At 45.4% G+C, this 21,265-nt stretch carries 11 protein-coding genes and 1 tRNA gene; 11 read left to right on the plus strand and 1 reads right to left on the minus strand.

Annotated elements, in window-relative coordinates; genetic code table 11:
- Nucleotides 1-56 precede the first annotated feature (56 nt).
- The 3 genes from AOB49_RS08710 (at nucleotide 57) to AOB49_RS08720 (ending at nucleotide 5,271) form a co-directional block, all read left to right on the plus strand.
- A tRNA-His gene (locus tag AOB49_RS08710) sits at nucleotides 57-132 on the plus strand.
- Between the two features lie 463 nt (nucleotides 133-595).
- Complete coding sequence (locus AOB49_RS08715) at nucleotides 596-3,550, plus strand: EAL domain-containing protein (protein ID WP_062310026.1); 2,955 nt, start codon at nucleotides 596-598, stop codon at nucleotides 3,548-3,550.
- A 149-nt stretch (nucleotides 3,551-3,699) separates the two neighbouring features.
- Entirely contained in the window at nucleotides 3,700-5,271 is a 1,572-nt protein-coding gene (locus AOB49_RS08720) for an adenylate/guanylate cyclase domain-containing protein (RefSeq protein WP_062310029.1), read from the plus strand.
- A 26-nt stretch (nucleotides 5,272-5,297) separates the two neighbouring features.
- Here AOB49_RS08720 and AOB49_RS08725 read toward each other — a convergent pair whose 3' ends face one another.
- Complete coding sequence (locus AOB49_RS08725; protein ID WP_062310032.1) at nucleotides 5,298-6,926, minus strand: HD domain-containing phosphohydrolase; 1,629 nt, start codon at nucleotides 6,924-6,926, stop codon at nucleotides 5,298-5,300.
- 178 nt (nucleotides 6,927-7,104) lie between these two features.
- On the opposite strand from AOB49_RS08725, the gene AOB49_RS08730 reads away from it, so the two are divergent.
- The 8 genes from AOB49_RS08730 to AOB49_RS08765 all read left to right on the plus strand — a co-directional run.
- Nucleotides 7,105-8,727 carry an efflux transporter outer membrane subunit gene (locus AOB49_RS08730; protein WP_062310034.1) on the plus strand — a complete coding sequence of 541 codons (1,623 nt, stop codon included), beginning with the start codon at nucleotides 7,105-7,107 and terminating at the stop codon, nucleotides 8,725-8,727.
- A 12-nt stretch (nucleotides 8,728-8,739) separates the two neighbouring features.
- Nucleotides 8,740-13,293 (plus strand): peptidase domain-containing ABC transporter, encoded by a 4,554-nt coding sequence (locus AOB49_RS08735; protein ID WP_062310037.1) that lies wholly within the window; start codon nucleotides 8,740-8,742, stop codon nucleotides 13,291-13,293.
- A gap of 47 nt (nucleotides 13,294-13,340) precedes the next feature.
- Nucleotides 13,341-14,546, plus strand: a complete 1,206-nt coding sequence (locus tag AOB49_RS08740) for an HlyD family efflux transporter periplasmic adaptor subunit (protein ID WP_062310040.1) — start codon at nucleotides 13,341-13,343, stop codon at nucleotides 14,544-14,546.
- Nucleotides 14,512-16,251 carry a helix-turn-helix domain-containing protein gene (locus AOB49_RS08745; protein ID WP_062310042.1) on the plus strand — a complete coding sequence of 580 codons (1,740 nt, stop codon included), beginning with the start codon at nucleotides 14,512-14,514 and terminating at the stop codon, nucleotides 16,249-16,251. Before AOB49_RS08740 ends, AOB49_RS08745 begins: the two co-directional genes overlap by 35 nt.
- Before the next feature lie 18 nt (nucleotides 16,252-16,269).
- On the plus strand, nucleotides 16,270-17,166 hold the full coding sequence (locus tag AOB49_RS08750) for a hypothetical protein (RefSeq protein ID WP_062310045.1): 897 nt from the start codon (nucleotides 16,270-16,272) through the stop codon (nucleotides 17,164-17,166).
- 16 nt (nucleotides 17,167-17,182) lie between these two features.
- Nucleotides 17,183-18,541, plus strand: a complete 1,359-nt coding sequence (locus AOB49_RS08755) for a surface lipoprotein assembly modifier (RefSeq protein WP_082784132.1) — start codon at nucleotides 17,183-17,185, stop codon at nucleotides 18,539-18,541.
- 9 nt (nucleotides 18,542-18,550) lie between these two features.
- Nucleotides 18,551-20,347 carry a FecR family protein gene (locus AOB49_RS08760; RefSeq protein ID WP_062310051.1) on the plus strand — a complete coding sequence of 599 codons (1,797 nt, stop codon included), beginning with the start codon at nucleotides 18,551-18,553 and terminating at the stop codon, nucleotides 20,345-20,347.
- A 148-nt stretch (nucleotides 20,348-20,495) separates the two neighbouring features.
- Nucleotides 20,496-21,265: DUF7507 domain-containing protein (locus AOB49_RS08765; RefSeq protein WP_156471392.1), on the plus strand; the 770-nt coding region annotated here is incomplete at its 3' end.

Consider the following 21,265-nt stretch of genomic DNA (forward strand, 5'->3'; position numbering starts at 1 on the left):
TAAAGGCTTTTTTGACAGGGTTTTGCCTCAAAAGCTATAATCTTAGATCTTCAGTGGCGGACGTAGCTCAGTTGGTAGAGTCCCAGATTGTGATTCTGGTTGTCGCGGGTTCGAGCCCCGTCGTTCGCCCCACCGAATTTGTGTCATTCCCGCCTTTTAAAGTCTCCGGAATATTCATTCTCCCCATATTCTTTGAGTGCTCGCAGAGTGATTTTTTGCCAAGATCGCTTTACGTCTAGTCGATGGCTTGTTCAAAAAGTATTCAAGACAGCATTCCTTGTTATCAGCGCCAAATCCCATCAGCTGGAGAGAAATTGCATTCATGCAATTTAGAAACTAATTCTCAAAGTGGGGTTAAATCTTTCATCAGGTTCAAATCTTCAGCCTTTCAAATTGATAGTAGATAAGTACTATTTTTATTGGGAATTCCGAATGTAAGGCGCTTTTAGTAGAAAAGAGCTAGCCAATCAGAAGCATTGTTTCTATGATTAGTGGCTAAACGAGAGAGCTCCTTTTTCAATCACAACCAATTACCTTTGTACCCCCATTGACTAATCTAAATCCAGCCCGAGTAAAGCATTGGTTCTCTAGGGATTTGGCCATCAAGGCCACCCTTTGGGGACTTGCATATGCTATTAGCGCCACTTTCCTCATGAACTATTTTGTCGGGGTTGCAGGTGCAAATCCTGTTTGGGTCCCTGCTGGCATTGGTTTAGGTGCTCTGCTGATTTTGGGGCGGCGTTATTGGCCGTTTATTTTTGCTGGAGCAATGCTGGGAGAGCTTGGCGTCACGCATCCATACTATCCACTGCATATCGCCTTCCTAGTTTCAGCTGGCTCAGTCATCGGCATGCTTTCAGCGGCTACTTTACTCAAGCGTTTGACTAAATTTAATCCTGATTTTTATTCTGTGGGAGATTACCTGCGCTTGATTATCGTGAGCTTAATCGCCGCCTTAATCGGCACGACTATCAACATCGCATTACTCAATTGGAATGGGTTTATTGCCCAAGCTGATCTCTTTCAAGTCTTTAGAAAATGGCTGATCGGCGATTTTTTTGGTATGGCCTTTGTAACCCCAATCGTGATGATACTGAGAGGAGATTGGTATCGGTCATGGAGTAAACGCAGGCTGATTTATTTGGCCACTGCCCTTTTCCTTGGATTTTTAGTTGGTCAGGCTATCTTTTTTGGATGGTTTAAAGAGTTTGTCAATCTCACTAACCGTGGAAATCTTTACTTTTTCATGGTCACCTTCATGGGCCTCTACTTTGGGCGTCATGGAGCGATGTTGCTCTTTTTAATCATGATTACCCAATCCATCCTTAGTACATTTTCTGGGGTTGGATTTTTTGGTTCCGACATGATGACAAGGCCAGGGCCAACACCAATTTGGGTCTATCTTGCGACAGCTTGCACCCTGGGTTTAGTAGTCAGTTTGGCTGTGGAAAATTTCAGAAGAAAAAATGATGCCTTATTGGCGTCAAGCAAAATTCTTGAAGAATCAGAAGCGCGCTTTCGCGAGATCGTCGCTAACACCCCCGCACTAATGGCAACCTATGATCTCAAGACAGAGGTTACGGATTATGTGAACCCATTCTTTACCAAAGTGCTGGGTTATGTCTCAAGCGATTTCTCTGCGCCGAATGCATGGTGGGGCATTGCTTATCCAGACCCCCTTTATCGTCAAGAGGTTCAGACCGAGTGGAATAGGCGCGCAGAAGAGTGTTTGCAAAATGGAACGCCATTTACCCCCTTTGAGACGCAGACCACCTGTAAGGATGGCTCAATGAGGTTGATTAGCTGGGGCTCTTATTTTGCTGGTGATCGCATGGTCATTTATGGAATTGATGTCACAGATCAAAAACGTGCCGAGGAAGTTCTCAAAGTGACTTCGGCTGTTTATCGCGCTATGGGCGAGGCGGTTGTCGTTAACGATGCCAAGGGAAATATCTTGATGGCAAACGATACCTTTTGTGAGTTATCGGGCTTTACACAGGAAGAGTTGGTTGGGGCATCCTTTTCTACGCTTTTAGTGAAGCAGCATGGTGCAAGATCTTATTCAGATATTTATACCTCCTTGGAGGCGATGGGTCGCTGGGAAGGTCAGGCTTGGATTGCTAAAAAGCATGAGAACGAGGTTCTTAAATTTATCTCAATCTATTCAACCTTTGATGAGAATGGTTTCCCGCTACAAAGGGTTGTGTTGGTTTCTGATGTGACTGATCAGCGTAAGGCGCGAGAGCTGATTAATCAGCAGGCTAACTTTGATCCGTTAACAGGCTTGCCAAATAGGCGACTAATGTTTGATCGTTTAGATCAATTAATTAAGCAATCTATTCGTAGCAAGAAGAGCATTGCCATTATCTATATCGATCTTGATAACTTTAAGGACATTAATGATAGCCGAGGCCATGATTTTGGCGATCAGTTACTAAAAGGTATTGCAACGCGACTCAGGTCAGAGGTTCGAGAAACAGACACCGTCGCACGTATTGGCGGTGATGAATTTGTTGTCCTGCTCAGTGATTTAGAAAAGCCAGAATTTGCCGATGTGATTGTTAGGCAAATTTCTAAAAAATTGGCTGACCCAATCCTTATTGAGCAGCACATGATTTATGTCACCGCAAGCTTGGGTGTTTCCCTTTACCCCAATGATGGATCTGACGGTAAATCGTTATTGCTTGGCGCTGATCAGGCAATGTATGCAGCTAAGGCGCAAGGTAGAAATACCTTTCAATATTTTACTCAGGCGCTGCAAATCAACGCCTCTTATCGTGCTGGCGTTATTGCTGAGTTACGTATGGCACTAGAAAAAAATCAATTTGAACTTTGCTACCAGCCGATTGTTAATTTGAGAACTGGCTTGATTGATCATGCAGAGGCTTTGTTGAGATGGCGCCGTTCTAATGGTGAGGTAGTATTACCATCAGCCTTTATCCAAATCGCTGAAGATTCTGGCATTATTGTGGACATTGGTGATTGGGTATGGAGTGAATCCTTATCCTTTTTAAGCTCGCTTGAATATCAGCCCGGGTTTAGTCTGTCGATTAACGTGGCAGCCTCTCAATTTAATTCCAATCAACATTCGGCAACACGTTGGCTAGAGCAATTGCAAGAGTATCGTATTTCTCCACAATCAATAGTCCTTGAAATTACCGAGCGCATGATGCTTAACCAGTCGCAGCGGGTAATGCGTAAGATTGCGATGCTTCAGGAAGCAGGCTGCCAATTTAGCGTGGATGACTTTGGAACGGGCTACTCCTCTTTAGCATCCTTAAAAAACTTTAACTTTGATTACATCAAGATCGATGCGGATTTTGTGCGACCCCTAAGTCCGGGCAGCCAGGATGCCGCCTTGGTATTTGCAATGATCTCCATGGCTAAAGGTCTTGGTCTAAACTCCATTGCGGAGGGTGTTGAGACTCAGGAACAGGCAGACATTCTCCGGACGATGAGCTGTACCTATGCCCAAGGCTATCTCTATAGCAAGCCATTGGCTGCTGCCGACTTTAAGGCTTTACTAAAGACTCAACATTTAGACAGCTAAATACAGTGTATTTATGGATTTTTGTTGCAACTAGACAACTAATTGTCTAGTTGATTACTACCATTCTGTCTAAATTAGCTGTCTAAATTAAAAATATATCTGTATAAATGATCCCCCGGCCATCATTTTTTAATTGGACAGATATTTAGATGATTTCAAGTAAGGCACTGATAGACCAAACTGGTATATCTCGTGCGACCCTTAATAACTACATACAGCTTGGTATTCTGCCAAAGCCTGTAGTTCAGTCTTTATCTGCCGATGCGGATGAAGGCGGTGCAAGGGTATTGGGATTTTTTCCGGATGACGCGCTCGAGCGTGTTCAAGCTGTCCAAGTTCTCAAAACTCAAGGTTTATCGATGGCTCAGGTGGCAGAGCGCTTAGCGCAAACTGATGCATTACTTGAAGTGCAGGAGCTCCATACTCAATCCCGCGGCACTCATTTACGGCCTAGGGTCGCAGGTAAGGTGGGCGATATGAGTGGTATTAGTGAAGTGGGGCGTAAACCCAAGACTGAGGCGCTCAGCGGCTTGTCGCTTTCCTTGGATACCTTAACGCACCCAGCTTATATGCTGAACTACAACTTTGAGTTGACTTGGTTTAATGAAGCTGCTCGTACCGAGGTCTTTGGATTTGTGGCGCCGCCAGCAAAAAGTGCTGAACGGAATTTACTGTCTTTGCTTTCTAAACCAGAGGTATGTTTAACTCTAGAGGATCAGCGCGCATTAGTTGGGCTACTCCTACAACTGGCGAGCTCACGCATTAGTTATGAATCTTTAGAGAAATTGGTTTTCAAGGCGGATCCTGATTTATTACCCTTACTTGAGTCAATAGGGCTTAATGGTGCAAACCCTGAGCAAGCGGTTAATGAGATTGAGTTTTTCCAAAAGGATGCTCAGGGTCAACCGGTATGTTGCCGAGTCTATGCTGTTTATTTCCGCGAAGGAATTTTGGTAGTGCATGCGCCCGGCATTGACCGCGGTGATGATCTACTCAATTTCTTGGCACGTCGTGACCAAGTGATTCACTCATTGTTGAGTAAGCGCTTGCCAGTTCTCACGCCATTGGCCGTGCTAGTTGCTGATTTACAAGGCTCAGTGCGGATTTGCTCTGAGCTCCCACCAGATGAGTATTTCACGCTAATTAATCAGATTTGGGCGACGATGGGTCCCATCTTGCGTAAATATGCTGGTACGCATGGCAAGCACGTGGGTGATGGCGTGGTGTACTACTTCTTTCCTCAGGCCGAAGGTAATTACTTGTTTAACGCCATTGCATGCGCTAACGAGCTTGGCCAAGCAATGCGCAAAATTAGTGCTGAGTGGCAAATGAAGAAAAATTGGTTTACGGAATTGCAATTAAATATTGGATTGCATGAAGGGCAAGAGTGGTTGGGCACATTCCAATCGGCTAACCATATTGAATTCGCGGTTCTCGGAAATACGATTAATCAAGCCTCTCGTTTAAGTGATTTTGCTAGGCATGGCAGCATTTGGGCGACTAAAGAGCTGATTAGCAAATTAAGCAGTGATGAGCGTAGTCGTTTGGAATTTGGAATTCTGAGAAAGAGTCAGGAAAATGGCGATCGTTTTGTTGCTAGCTCTTATGCACAGGTTGGATCCTTACTCGATTTAACTCAAGATAAGCACGAGAAACTAAGGGATATTGCCCAGCTTGCCGTCGCTGAAATTCGGCGCGTGAGTCATACCCGAATGTATTGATCTGGTGTGATCAGGGCGCGACTTACTTAAGCTTGTTTTTTACTGCTGAATTCATACCCAGGTGGCGGCGGGTTATATCCAGGAATCTTGCTCACATCTACTTCATCAATCTGACTCTCATCCATAAATTGAAGTGCATATTCTTCGTAGACCTTCTCCCAAATAAAAATATCAAAGAGATCAGGATCAACGTGGTGACCGAGTTTCATCTTGCCCAAAATTTCCAGTGACTCACTCAGGGTCTTGCCTTTTTTATAAGGTCGATCTTTAGCGGTTAGGGCTTCAAAAATATCGGCAATACCCATACAACGTGCAGGAACAGACATTTGTTCGCGGGTGAGACCTTTAGGGTAGCCTTTACCGTCCATCTTTTCATGGTGCCCACCAGCATATTCCGTCACATTTCTAAGATGCTTTGGCCAAGGCAGTTTTTCTAGCATGCTGATAGTTAAATCAATATGGTGGTTAATAATTTGACGCTCAGCATCATTTAGTGTGCCGGCACGAATGGTTAGATTGGTAATTTCTTCATCAGTTAAAAATGGGTGCTTTTTGCCAGAGCTATCCTCCCACATATATCGCGCAGCAATATCATGTACGCGCTGAACGTCGGGATCTTTCATGAACTCACCGCCGATATTGCAATGGCTCAGAAAGTTAAAGTCATCAATTAACTGCTGACGCTGCTGATCTGCTTCAGAGTTAGTGATTTTTTGTTGGGCAAGCGCTAATTTAATATCACGCATCACCACTTCAACCCTAGTTTCAATTAAAGAAATTCGGTCAAATATCTTTTCCAATTTCGTGGCTTTATCTACTACGTGGACTGGTGTAGTAATTTTTCCGCAGTCATGTAGTAGGCCGGCAATTTTCAGTTCTTGGCGATCTTTTTCATGGAGCGTGAAATCGCCAAGTGGCCCTGATTTACAGCGATTGACAGCATCAGCAAGCATGAGTGTTAAATCAGGTACTCGGTTGCAATGGCCGCCAGTGTAGGGGGATTTATCGTCGATGGCGTGATTAATAAGGCCAATGAAAGATTCGAACAATTCCTCTAAATGTAGGATCAGCATTCGGTTGGTTAGGGCAACTGCGGCTTGAGAGCTTAGGGCTTCAACTATCTCTTGACTCTCGGGAGAGAATGGAATGATCTCTTGAGTTTTTGGGTCGATGGCATTAATGAGTTGCAAGACCCCGATAATTTCCGATTCATGATTTTTCATGGGTACCGTTAAAAACGATACTGAGCGATAGTTATTGGCGGCATCGAATTTATGGGTCCCAGTAAAGTCAAATCCCTCTGCGTTATAGGCATCCGCAATATTTACAGTTTGCTCTTTATGAACGGCATAGCAGGCTACGCGACCTAAGTCGGGTTCGCCCGACTTGGTAAAGAGTGGTAGGGGAGGTATGCCAATAGAGATACTACTTTTCCCTCCAATGTGCACGCCTTTGCTTTTAGTATGAACAATTTCAAACTTAAGAAATTGATCATCAGTCACTCGATACAGCGTTCCAGCATCCGCATTGGTGATTTGCAACGCTGCTTGCAAAATATTCTCTAGTAGCTGGTCAATATCCTTCTCACTACTCAAGGCAGTGCTGATCTTGAGTAGCTGCTGCATCTGTTCTTTGCTAACTGAGTTGGTTGCCATGGAATAAGGTCTTAGTAGGTGGTTTATGCATTATCACCAAAATTATTCCGGCTTATTTAGTATCTAAGTACTACTTTTATAGTCTTTATTTACTAATTAAAAGTGCCCTTAAGTACCATATGAAAATAGTTACAACTTTAGTCTAATAGTTTTTCTATTTATAACTAAAGTTAACGCTGTGGCCAATAAAAGTCTTTCAGGCATTCCTGCTGCCAAATTCAAACGACTTCCCATTTACATAGCTTGTCTATCGCTGGGTTTGAGTGCATGTACCTCTCCAATCATTAAAGAGGGGGATGCTCCCCCGGCAGCCGAATATGTTCGCTGGCTACCGAAAGAGTATCGAGCACCCGTTGAAGCAAGTCTTCCGAAGCCCAAGGAATTGTGGTGGCGCGACTTTGAGAGCGAAGAGCTCAATCAAATTGTAGAAACCGGCATTACCAATAACTATGATTTAAGGATTGCAGTAGCGCGCGTAGCCCAAACCCGTGCACAAGCAGGAATCACGAAGTCGGCAGAGTACCCAACGATTGATGCGATTGGTGGATATTCGATTCAGGCGCCATATCCAGCGATTGGATCTGCGCCGAATACTGCTGCATGGTCAAGTCAGGGTACATGGCAGGCTGGAGCCTTAGTCAATTACGAGGTGAATCTTTGGGGTAAAAAAGGGTTTGATACTCAATCGGCTTACGCTCAAGCCCTTGCTAGTGAATTTAACCGCGATGCTGTAACACTCACTCTGACGGGCGACATTGTGACTACCTATTTCCAGGTGGTATCGCTCAATGAGCGGATTCGAGTGGGTCAAAGAAACTTAGATGCCATTCAGGCATTGACCCGTGGTCTTGAGCGTCGCGTTCAGTTAGGTGATGCCACTGATATTGATTTTTTCCAACAAACAATTCTTTTGAACAACACGCGTGCAGCAGTTGTGGGATTGCAGCAACAACGAGAGCGTGCATTTAACCGTTTAGCGACATTGGTTGGTAGGACACCTTCTACGATGACGGTGAAGGGTATGTCTGTTGATAAGGTCAAAGTTCCGGTAGTTGAGCCAGGCTTACCATCAGATCTACTCTGTCGCAGACCAGATATTCGTCGTGCAGAGGCAATGCTGGAATCGGCTAAGTTAGATTTGTACTCTGCGCGGGCCAATTTATTGCCTAACTTCATGTTAACGGGCGGGGCTGGTTTTGGTAGCTATCTCCTTTCCACGCTCACTATGCCGCAAAGTCTGTACTACAACCTCACTAGCAATCTACTAGCTAATATTTTTGATGGTGGGAAACGAGAGTCTCAGATTCAGCTAGCTAGCGCTAAGAATGTTGAGATGCTGGAGTCATATGCAAATACCGTGCTTTCCTCTCTACGTGAAGTGGAGGATTCACTTTCTGGTATTCAATTAACTGCTAGAGCATATTCAGACTTAAGTACGTCTCGTGATAAAGCTCAGCGCTTGACTGTCATGAGTCAGAGGGTGGTTGAAATGGGCGGTATGGATTTTGTGCAGTTATATGAAATCCAAAGAACCGTATTTAATTCCGAAGATGCCGCAATTCAGGCGAGATTTGATCAGCTGAGAGCTTCTGTTGACTTATTTAAAGCCATTGGAGGTGGTACCAAATTAGATAACGATCCCTGCTTGGGTGGTACCAAATTACCAGCAGCAGATGCGCGCTGGATCCAGGAAGCAAGTAAGTCAGACAAGATTGTTGGTCCAAAGCCAAACCTCGGAATTGATAACAAGGGCGACATGATTAATGCCCCAGCCCCCTTAAATAAATCCACCCCTAATTAAAGCGGTATGAATATGAAAAATAACTTTAACTTGGTGAGTGCAGTGGTCAGGCTGACTAAGAAGACGCTCCAGATTATTTCTTTACCTATTTTGGGATTGTTTGAAGCGATTGTTTCTGCGTTTTTACTGATTGCGTTCACGATCCTGAGGGGGTTGGAGGCCATCACTGTATTTACAAAAAAATACCTTACGCCACTCGCTTGTAAGCTGTACGCTGCGATTCAAGGTGCATTGAAAGCCATTGTTGAGCAGGCGATTCGTTTCCACGCCTTTATGAATCAACCCAGCCAAAGCATCGCTTGGCTTATTAAGCCTATCAATCTTATGCTGATACCGGCTTATGCCATTATGACTTTTGGATATCGCGTTTTTCTGAAGCTGCATGAAGTGCTTGCTCAGGATTTAGCGGGTCTGGCAGATTTATTGGATAAGAAGTGGACTACGCTTTCTGAAAAGTATGGTCTGAATTCTGCGGATTCTGGTGCACAACGCCAGAAATTTACCGAGAAATATTCTGCCAAAAGCCTCGATGAGAAGTATCGTGGCTATTTCCAGGTTCGCGCTGACCAGTTCGAAGAAGAGTGGAAATTATTTAGCGAAGAGTTAGCCCAGGTCTACGGGCAAGTAAAACAAGTATTCCAAAATAAAAAGCAAAAAGACTCGGTTGATCAACTTTCTGCTTTTATGCAAGAGCGTAGCAACATTATTGTCGCGAGCGTATTAATCAATATCTTGGCTTTGGCGTTTCCATTGCTAATGCTCCAGTTGTACGATCGCATCCTCTCGCATCGATCTGTTGATACCTTAATCGTCTTTTGCGTAGCGGTAGGAACTGCGGTAGCGCTTGAGGCAGTAATTCGTATTTTTAGATCTTATGCCACTGCTTGGATTTCAGCGCGTTTTGAGCACCAAGGATATGTCTCGCTCACTAGTCGCTTGCTTGCTGAACCGATTAACGAGTTTGAGCGTAAGGGCACCGGCGCCATTCTTGAGGAATACAAATCGATTTCGACGTTGCGCTATCACTATTCAGGACAGACCTTTCAGCAATTGATGGACTTGCCCTTTACGGCGCTCTATGTTTTTATCATTCTCTTTATTAGCCCACTGATCGGCATTGTTCTGCTAATAGGCTATACCGCCTTTGTATTTATTACTTGGAAAAATGGCCGCAACTATCCCGCCATTATTAAAGAGCAAAAAGAGATGGATTTGCGTAGAGGCAATCTTCTCACTGAAATCCTAAAAAACGTGCACACCATGAAGTCAATGACCATGGAGTCATTGATGCTCAGGCGATATGAGCGTTTGCAAGAAAGTTGTGCAATTTTGATGTCACGCGTGACTTATGCTCTTGAGATGTCTGCTGGAGTAGGTAGTGTTTTCTCCCCACTGATGACGGTGGTGGTAGTTGCTTTGGGTTCATGGCTGGTCATTACAAATCACCTTTCTAATGGTGAGATGGCTGGTTGCATTATGTTGGGTCTGCGTGCTCTAGCGCCATTACAACGATTGGGGGGTATGTGGTCAAAGCATCAGCAAGATCAAATCTTGCGCGATAAGCTCAACGCAGCACTAAGCAAGCCTGGGCTACCTGCTCACGAAAAAGTCATTGATCCAAATGAATCCGGAGTGGTTTCTCAGGAGCTGCATGCCTCTAGTCTGTCTTTAAGTAATGTGGCTTTTCAATTTCCAGGCGTGAAGAAGGATATTTTTGAAAACCTCTCTCTGGATATTCCAGCAGGTGAGTGTATTGCCATCGGTGGTCAGAGTGGTTCTGGCCGAAGTGCTTTATTGCAGTTGATGGCAGGTATCTTGCAGCCTATAGAGGGTGTGGTCACGCTCAATGGCAAAAATCTTCAAGACTTTAGCATTGAGGATTTAGCCAAAGAGGTTGCTTATTTACCGCAAAGAACGGCTTTATTCGAAGGTTCATTATTAGACAACGTCACGGTATTCGATTCGTCACGCATTGATACTGCCATGCGGGTGGCTAAGGATTTAGGCTTATCTGATTTTGTATCCCGTATGCCACGTGGTTGGGATTCGATAGTGGGGGATATGGCCGCAGATTCAATGCCGCCAGGTTTTCGTCAGCGCGTAGCGATTGTGCGTGCCTTGTCTTCCAATCCTAGCGTGATTCTGTTTGATGACTCAAGTGCCGCTATGGATTCTGAGGGCGATGCCATGCTCTTGAAATATATCGAGAGTATTCGCGGTAAGGTCACGATTGTTTTGGTATCCGAGCGCCCATCCTTTGTGCGCTTGGCAAATCGAACTCTTTATTTGCATGACGGCAAACTCTTTGATAATCCTAGTAATAGCGTAAGCCCGCTTCCGGCGCCTGCCAATGCTTCCTTAACTACTTCTGATATTGCCCCGGTTGGAGCATTACCAGCGGATTATCAGGCTTTACCCCCAGGAGCATTTTTTGAGGCTGGCCGCCAGCCAGCTTTACCAAGTCAGCGTTGGTCTCATATGGGCGACACCATTAATACCAACTTTAAGCAACTGACGGATTTTTCTGAATGCTTGGCTTTATTGCTAAAGGTGATTAATTCGCCTTATTCAGCACGTGATGTTGCCGAATCCTTGCCATACTATGCGCCTTCCTTGGATTTGACAGGAATTCAAAATGCGATGGCCACTTTGGGGTATCAAGTTTCTGAAGTGCCTTGCACATTAAGTGAGATCGACCAGCGTGCATTCCCATGCTTATTCGTACCAGACCATGGGGCTGCATTTGTAGTCTTAGGCAGAATTGGGCAACAGTTGCGTGTTGGTGAATCTACTGAGGGTGATCCGCGCCTCATGAATGATCTGGCAATGCCTGGCACCGCCTACTTCTTCCATCAATTGGAGAAGGGCGCCGCCAAGAAAAAATCTTGGGTTAGTCAGACCTTATATCGTTTTGCAGGATTAATTGGCCAAGGTTCTATGGCTTCTTTGATTTCTGGCGTGATTCTGATGGGCTCATCACTATTTCTAATGGCTGCTTATAGCGTGGTGATTCCATCTGGCGCAAAAGAGACCTTGTTTTACCTGACTATCGGCGCCATTACTGCGGTAATTTTGTCCTACTATTTCGTAAGACAGCGCGCCGATATTTTGTCCTTCATCTCAGGTCGCATTGAATATCTCTTTGGAACCGCAGTACTGCAACATGTCTTGGCCTTACCACCTTCCTTCTCGGAGAGGGCTTCTGTCGGTGCTCAGTCTGCCCGCTTGCAAATATTTCAGGGAATTCGAGATGCGTTTACAGGCCCTTTAGCATCAACGATGCTGGAATTGCCAGCGACATTGGTGCTATTGATTGGCTTGTCAATCATTAACCCTATTGCCCTGGTCTTATTTGTGGTTATGGTGGCGGTATACGCATTACTGTTCTTTATCTTTCTCAAGCGCACCAATGATCGTGTGAGTGAATTAGGTCGAGCCAGTGCTAAGCGTACAGAATTCTTGATTGAGATGATTAGCAAAATGCGCAATGTGCGCGAGTCTGGCGCGCAGTACATGTGGTTAGAGCGGATGCGCGAAGTATCAGCAAATTCCGCAATGTGCTCATTCCAGGCCGAGCGCCTATCATCCATGTTGGTAGGCATTTCTTACTTTGTGATGATGTTATCGGCCTTGGGTATTGTTGCCTTCACGACGCCCGCCGTATTTGATCAAAAACTCAGTTCAGGCGCTTTGATCGCTTCTATGCTCTTAATGTGGCGCGTTCTGACACCATTGCAAACACTGTTTACGAATATGACGCGTATTGAGCGTATCCGTAGTGCAGCTAAACAGATTGACTCATTGATGCATATTCAGACTGAGCGTCCAGATGAGATTAGCGCATCACCAGTCTCTAGAGGGTTGGAGGGACGTTTAGAATTTGCGCGCGTTTCATTCCGATACTCAATGCATACCGACCCCGCTTTAATTGGTATTGAATTCAAAGTTCAAGCAGGGGAATCGGTCGCGATCACTGGCGCAAATGGTAGTGGCAAATCCACCTTACTCAAGTTATTGATGGGCATGTACGCTCCTCAAGCTGGAAGCATCCTCATCGACGGTGTGGATATTCGCCAATTAGATCCATTAGAGCTCAGACGAGTCATTGGTTATGCGCCACAAGATACGCAGTTTTTTAGAGCCACGATTGCGCAAAATTTACGCCTGGCTAGACCAGATGCTACTGATGATGATATCTACCAAGTCTTAGACATGGCCGGTGCATTAACTGCGGTAATGGCGCTGCCAAATGGTATTAACTACCGTTTTGGCGATAACACGAATGAGTTGCCATCCACCCTTAAGCAAAAATTATTACTCGCTAGAACCTATATCACTAGGGCGCCAATCATGATTTTTGATGAGCCAGGCTCTGGTCTAGATGCCGAAGGTGATCATAAGTTTGTAGAAACGCTGAAGTCGCTAAAAGGCAAAACCACGGTGCTCTTTATTAGCCATAGACCAAGTCATATTCGATTGGCGGATACCTTGCTCGTCTTTGATAAGGGCTATCTGAGAGCTGCCGGACCCCCCAATGAATTATTGAAGCAGCCCGTATCGGCTTAATGCAGCACCCTAAATTAATTATTAGTACATTTACATGAGAGTTAAATATGAACGATCAATCTAAAGTTCAGAATGGTAGAAATTCCGAGTTGGTCTTGGGAAGCCGAGCTGACAACTATCTGGCAAAAGCGATTCTGCTAGAAGAGGCGGTTCCCCCAACGTATTTGCGAACAACGATTAAATTAGTTGCGTATACCGTTGGATTGTTTCTGATTTGGGCTCTCTTCTCAAAGTTGGATGTAGTCGCTTTAGCAACGGGACAGGTCATGCCGATTCAGGCTGTCAAGGTGATTCAACATGTTGATGGTGGGCGCATTGCCTCAATCAATGTAGTCGATGGCCAAATCGTTAAAGAGGGCGAGGTATTAATGCGCCTAAATGACACGGAGCCTAATGCTGAATATGAAACTCTGAAGGCAAAATATTGGGGCTTATATGCCCGTGTTGAAAGATTGCGCGCTCTGATTGATAACCGCCCTGCGGATTTCTCACAAGTGCCAACTGAATACGAGAAGATGGTTTTAGAGCAGCAGGCAACCTTGAAGACATCAATGTCTCAAGTCAATCAGCTGGAAAAAGAAATTAAGATTTTGAGTGAGGTAAGCAATATTCGTGGCGAACTTTCTAAAGAGAAGTTGGCTACCCGTGTTCAAGCCCTGGATGCTCAAAGAAATCTGACATTAGCGCAGGCCGAATTGTTACGCTATCAGCGTACCAATATGGATGAGCTTAATATCGCCGCCAATGAAATGGCGCAAACGGATGAGCAGCTTACTAAAATGCGCGATCGTTTAGAGCGTGTGGACGTCCTTTCGCCCGTGGATGGCGTAGTGCAGGATCTGAAATTTAGAACGGTAGGGGGCGTTGTGCCGCCTGGCGCTATCCTGATGAATGTAGTTCCAAGTGATGGCCTGATCCAGGCGGATGTCCGCGTTCAGCCTACAGACATTGGTTTTGTCAGAGTGGGGCAAGATGTACGAGTCAAGATTGGTACATATGACTTCATGCGCTTTGGCACCGTTGAAGGTAAGGTCACCATGGTTTCTCCATACAGCACTTTGGATGAGAAGCAGCAGCCATACTTCAAGGTATTGGTGTCTATCCCAACCAAGAATTTAGGTGATGATCCTGCCAAGAAGATTGATCCAGGGATGACTGTGCAGGCTGATATCGTTACCGATCGTCAAACTGTACTGCGTTATCTCATGCGTCCAATCTATGTTGCATTCCATCAAGGTCTGCGCGAGAGATGATTTATTTCAATTAAGAGAAGCATTGAACGCCAATCCAAAAAAACAAAGTCAATCACTGACAGCTCGCCAGCTGCAAGTGATTGGCTTGGTTGGTCAGGGCTTGTCCAATAAAGAAATTGCGAATGAATTAAAGATTTCTGAGGGAACTGTAAAACAGCATATTTTTGCTATTTTTAGACTCTTAAATGTCTCCAGTCGGGCAAAGCTAGCAATTGCCAGTCAACGTCTTAGCCCAGAATCTAAAGTTAAACCGAAGAGGGTGGCAGCTGGAGCCCAATCTAGTTTTGGCTACTCATGGCGCTTAATCGTTGCCGTGGCAATTTCTGTTCCAGAGCTAGCCATGGCGGAGGCTGTCAAAGTAATTGAACGTAAAAACTATTTAGATCAATTGCGCTTTGCGGTTGATGAGATGGTGTTTGCGCTCGATGCCAATAGCATGCTGCTTCCAGATGGAGGGTTGTTAATTTGGTTTGGTCATCCCACATCCCATATTGATGATGTAGATCGTGCTGCATTGCTAGTACAGTCGATTCGTAGCCGTATCGAGGCGGATGGGGTTGAAGAATTTCATATTGGACTGGGTATTTCCACGCAAGCAGAAATTGTGCCAGCTCAAACTAAAGTATTAACTGCCGCTAGCGCTTTTCAGCAGGCCTTAAGTCTAGCAAGAAAATCATCGCAATTGACATTAAGTTTGGCTAATGGCTTGACTGAGCGCCTTTGCTCTGCCTCGGTGCCTTGGTTGGAGTTGCGGCCGACAGCGCGATTAACTAGTGACTCTATTCAGCTAAGACGAAGCGATGATATCAATCTGTCCGATCATGGACGCGCCGGCAATAAGGAAAATATTTATGCGATTGGTAATCGTGCTTCGACCCCTATTAAACAATCGCAATGGGGTGACCTCTCCTTTTTGAAAGAGGTATTCCAGTCGGTGAGTGGTGGCGTGAGCCAATGGTTATGCGTCGAGTCTTGGCCTCCTTCCCTCGCAAACTCTTTGCTAGATGCGATTGCCGTAGATGCCACTAAAGCAGGTTTTTTTCCTCTGAAGTTGCACATCCCCAGCGCAAAACGACGCGATATCATTCTCGGGAGCTTATTAACGCAAGTTGAAATTGCTGCTACTCAGTATGATTTATCGTCTAGTAAGCCAGATTCTACTTTGGACCGTTTTCTCTCCTCTCTTTGGAAAATCTCTACTAAAGCTCCAGTAGTGCTTCAGGTTGTTGGTATTCAATCCCTCCAAGCACTAAAGAGTGCCCTAGGTGATCGAGGCATAGATCGCTTAGTGGGCCTTCGGGTATTAGTGTTGGTTACTGACTTGAGGGATATCCAAAAGCAGCAGACGAGTATTCGGATTTTGGGGCCACGCCCTGATAATGCGGTCTTTACTCGTATCCATACAATGGCTGAGCCGCCACTAGATTTACTGCCCGAGGGTGTCCTCGTGGATATGCAGGCTATGGTAGATGATTTATCTCCTGCGGCAAGACAAGTGATATTTGCTGCTGCGCAAACTCCAGAAAAAGCATTTAATGAGCTTTTGCCACTGGTCAATTTACCCAGACCGGTTCTGCAGGGAGCTTTACAAGAGTTGGTCTCAGTAGGTCTCATTCTTCCTCGAGATGACCATTATTTTGATTTTAGAGATGCCCTTACTGCTTCGGCGATTGCACAACTGAATAAACAGGTGGTCTCAACTTAACATTTTTTAATTTGATTGATGCGAATTTTTCTCTCTCGAACCTTCATTGCAATAACGTTTTCACTATTTGTATTAAGTGCAAATAGTGCGAATACCACTGCAGATGAAAACGCTAGCAAGGCATTAACGCCTAGTGAGGCTGCATTACCTAGGGCTAGCGTGACTGTAAATACTGTTAAGTTCACAGAGGCGAATAAAGGTGGTGATGCTCAGCTGGGTGAGCAGCAAATTCGGATTGTGCAAATTAAAGGCCCTATCTCTAGAAAATTATTAGCAAATCTCAAGAAAAATATCGCTCCAACGGACTTAGATCCTGTGCCAGCAGGCTTAATTGTTTTTCTAGATAGCAAAGGTGGAGATGGAATGGCTGCTATAGAGATCGGAAAAATACTGAGAAAGGCTAACGCTCATGTCTTTGTCAATGGCGAATGTTCTAGCGCCTGTATTTTGGTGCTTGCAGGTGGGGTAGTTAGGGGTGCGCCCACATTTAGTGTTGGCATTCATCAAGCTAGGATCACTCTGAGCAGTGATTCGGGAGTGATTAAAAAAGAGGTTGACGCCAAAGAAGATCCTATTGCTAGATCCCTCTTGGAGAAATTTAATTCTTCTGCCAAAGTCTATTTTGATGAGATGGAGATTCCGCCCGATCTTTTTATTGCAATGCAGTCTCATCCCACTAAGCGGGTATATCGACTATCAAGCCCAGAAATCACTGCCTACGGGCTTAATGGCATTGATAGTGAATATCTAAAGCAGCGGGCGCAGATGTATGCGCAAAGACCTGGACGTTGGCCAAAAGAGCCTGATGAGTTATCTCGGCGTACTTTGAAAGTTGCTACCGAATGTATGAGTTACGAAGCAAGTCCCGTTGATTTCACCAAATGTTACCGTCGGGTATTACAAGATATTTATTAGTCAGCACTAATCAACTATGAAACTGTTCACTTTTTTATCTATTCAATCAATACCTCATAAGATGAGGCTAGCGACTCTCAGTCTTGGCTTGCTATGCGCTTGTTTGGTAAATCCGGCTTTTGCTGATGTTGCCGATGAAATCAAAGTACTGATTGAACAAGGCAAGGCAAAAGAGGCTTACGAATTGGGTTTGAAACATCAAGACCAATTGGGTGACCCTCTTTTTGACTATGCGTTTGGTGTGGCGGCAATTGATTCAGGGCGAGTGTCATTGGGTGTACTGTCTTTGGAGCGGGTATTGCTTGCTAACCCAGGCGATGACTTGGTGAGATTGGAGCTTGCGCGTGGATACTTTAATTTAGGTGAATACCAGCGCGCTAGAGATGAATTTTTGGAAGTGAAAAGTCATAAGCCGCCTGCTGGCGTTGTTAGCACTATTGATATTTATTTGGACTTAATTAAAGCAAAAGAAAAGAAACAGCGAGTCAATGGATCGCTTTACGCGGAAGTGGGTATTGGCTATAACTCTAACGTGAATGCTGCCACTTCGGTCAATAGCATCATCTCACCAATCTACGGCCCCATTGAATTGGTTGGCACCAGCAAGCCTCAAGCCTCACCATTTTCTTACCTAGCAGCTGGAGGTAGCGTCAATGTACCGTTGGCAACTGGTATTACCAGCTTTACTAGTGTGAGCACCTCTTCCCAGCGCTACTCACAAGTCGATGGTTACGACTTGGGTGTTAGTAATGCGCTAACGGGTGTGAAATTTGATGATGATGTGAATATAGTCAGAATTGCTGGATTTGGCACGATCGCAAAACAGGATCAGGTACCTGTGCCAAACGCATTAGGCGGTGGTGCGCAGTATGAAAGAATTCTGAATGCTCGTCATGCAGTGAGTATTTCTGCATCAGCTAATCAACTGAACTATCCAACGCAGTATCAGGTTTATAACTCATCTCTGAATACCGGAACTTTGGGCTATCGCCTTGGATTTCCATCGACTGCTTGGGCGCCAGTGCTGCAATTGAATGCTAACTTCGCTCAGCAAACGAATACTCAAAACCGACCTGATCTGAGCAGAAATATTGCAGGTGCGTCGATTACTTTATTTGCTTTGCCCTCTGATAAATGGTCTACCAACCTCAACCTAGGTTATACGAGGAGTAATTATCAGGGGCAGGACTTAATTTATCTGGCCTATCGTCAGGATGGACTCTTATCTGCAAATGCCGCCCTGGAGTACAAGCTATCTAAGCAATGGTCTACCAGGGCAGAGTTGACGTACTTTAATAACCAATCTAATCTGAGTCTGTATTCATTCCAGCAAGCTACCGGTGCCTTGAAGCTTCGCTACGAGTGGGATTTCTAAGGACTAATCATGTATATGAACCGTAGAGCCATCCGCCACCTATTTATCGCTATTGGCCTGTTAGCAGCCACCAATCTTGCTCAAGCACAGGGGGCTGAAGCAGGTAAAGTCCTGATGTCCCTTGGGGACGTTAAAGTGACCCGCGGGGGTAAAAGCATCCCCCTCAAAAAAGGTGATCCAGTCCAGTCTGGGGACGTCATTGTTACTGGACCCACTAGTAATGCGCAAGTGCGTATGACTGATGGCGCCATTATGGCTATCCGCTCTCAATCAGAATTCAAAATCAATGAATACTCTTTCAATGGCAAAGCAGATGGCTCAGAAAAAGCATCCTTAAGCCTAGTCAAGGGTGGAGTGAGGGCGGTTACTGGTGTCATCGGACGCGAGAATAAAGATAACCTCAAAGTCGAGGCTGTTGTTGCCACAATTGGTATTCGGGGTACCGGATTTAATATTGTGTATTGCCAAGGCAATTGCTCTAACGCCGATAAGACTCCTGCGAAAGATGGTTTATATGCTGGCGTATTTGAAGGTAAAGTGACTGTGGCCAACCAAACCAATAACGGTACCTATGGCGTCAATGAGCCAGTCTTGGTTGAGAGCAAAACCTCTTCTATTCAGCGACTTAAAGAGATTCCTGATTTTCTAAGGGATCCATTGGCAGGGCAGGTAATTGTTCCTAAAAAGGCCCAGAGTGTGGTCAGTCCTGTGGATCAAGCTGTGCAAGTGCCCAAAGATTCTGCTGATACTGCTGCGCCAGCGACCAGTGCCTTAGCTACAGTTGCGGGTGTTGTAACAAATGCACCACCAGCTATCGCCCAAGGCTTATCTGCCTATGACGGCGTCTACTACAACAAGCCTGGCCTAGGCTCGGGTACTGCCATTGCTACTTCAGGTACTCCGCCTAATGTCTATTTGATGCAGTTGGCTGAGAACTTCCCTGGCTCGGTCAACCCTGTTGATGGTCTGCCTTTTAATAATGTGTCCGCAAATAACAATAACGGTACTGGAACCAATGCAAACCGAGTGCTTACTTATCCGGCAACCTGGGGTGTTACTACCACCGGTACTGGAGTCACGGCATACGTTACCGGTATGAGCTTGTATACAACCGATAGCTCATCTACGGTCCAGACAGTGCCTAAAATCACTCCAACCGCACAAACTGGCACCCTTGTGCCTGATAACTACTTGATTGGCACTGCCCAGCAATTGGAGGGCGGTAATTGGAACGGCGGTGGCACTGGGGCGACTTATGTTTCATGGGGTCGTTGGGCGGGTGGAACTGCCGCTCAGATTGGCGGCTATACCAATGCTGACGGCTCAACTGGCATTGCTTATTCCTCGAATGGCGGATTTCATTACATTATTGGTGTGCCTACAGCGCAGTCTGAGCTCAATACCATGCTCAACACTACTAAACCAATCCTGAACTTCACTCTGGTGGGAGGTACCTCCCCAGCCTTTGTTCAAAACCCCCAAGGCGGCTGGTTGGTTACTAGCGGTAACTTAACGGCAAACTTTGCGAGCCAGGCCATTTCTGGTAATTTGGCGATTACTACTACCCAAACTGCTGGTTATGGCCTCTACAACATGAGTTTCTCTGGCGCTTTGGGTAACACCCCCAATAACACTGTCTCTGCATCCATGATTAAATCGAGTGGTACGCTGGCGACTTGTACTGCTGCTTGTGCTGGTACCGGAAATGTCTCTTTATATGGTGCCAATGCAGGGGCTGCTGGCCTCTCTTATGGCATCAACACCGGCACAAATGTATTGCAAGGAGTTGCGGTATTTAAGCGTTAAATAAGCCCCCAAAATCAGTGCTTAACAAGTAATAAATATAACTAAGGTTATATAACTATAAGACTGCTATAAATACCCACTTTAAAGCCGTAAATTAACCCCAAAGGCCAATATTTCTTGGCGCAACTGCATTCTTTGGGGATACATCATGGCTGACGCAAACGTCGATTCAACACAACAAGCACAAGACGCACAAACACTCGACAACTTAACGTCCTTACAGCAAGCGGATACTGGTGCAACCGCGCCAACCGGTGGCACTGCTGACGCAACAGTCACCACCTCTAACCCACCGGCACCAGATACCCCAAGTCTCTATAACGAAACTACTGGTACTTACAACAACCAAGCTAATTTAGAGGCGGCAGGTACAAACTCCTTACTGGATACCACTACCTTCACCAACGATGGTAGAACTGGCGCTGCAAATGAATCCCCAACCATTGGCAGTGGCGTAACATTTGGCACCGAAGTAAACGCTGGTGAAACTCAACTCCAGTACACCGTTACAAATGAGAACCCAACCATCCAAGGCTCGGGAACCAATGGCACGCAAAACACAGTGGGTGGGGCTCAAGGAGCAGCAGGAGCTGCAGAAACAACTGTTACAACAGAAGCAGCAGCTACCACTACAACAGAAACTACAACTGCACCTACTGCAGATGCGCCAACAACAAACTCAACACCAGCACCGACGCTTAATCCTGACGGAACTTCACCAGCAGATCCTACAGTTGATCCTTTAGTTATTGATCCTACTCCGCAGGAGCCGATATCTATTATCAGTCTGCCTAATTTAGAGATCTCTAAAAATGCAAACGCCACTTCGATTGATAGTGCCTCAGATAACATTGTGTATACCATCTCGGTAGAAAACACAGGTAATACCAAACTAACAGGGGTTACTTTTACTGACCC

This window comes from Polynucleobacter sinensis, assembly GCF_001595985.1.
GTDB classification, from domain to species: domain Bacteria; phylum Pseudomonadota; class Gammaproteobacteria; order Burkholderiales; family Burkholderiaceae; genus Polynucleobacter; species Polynucleobacter sinensis.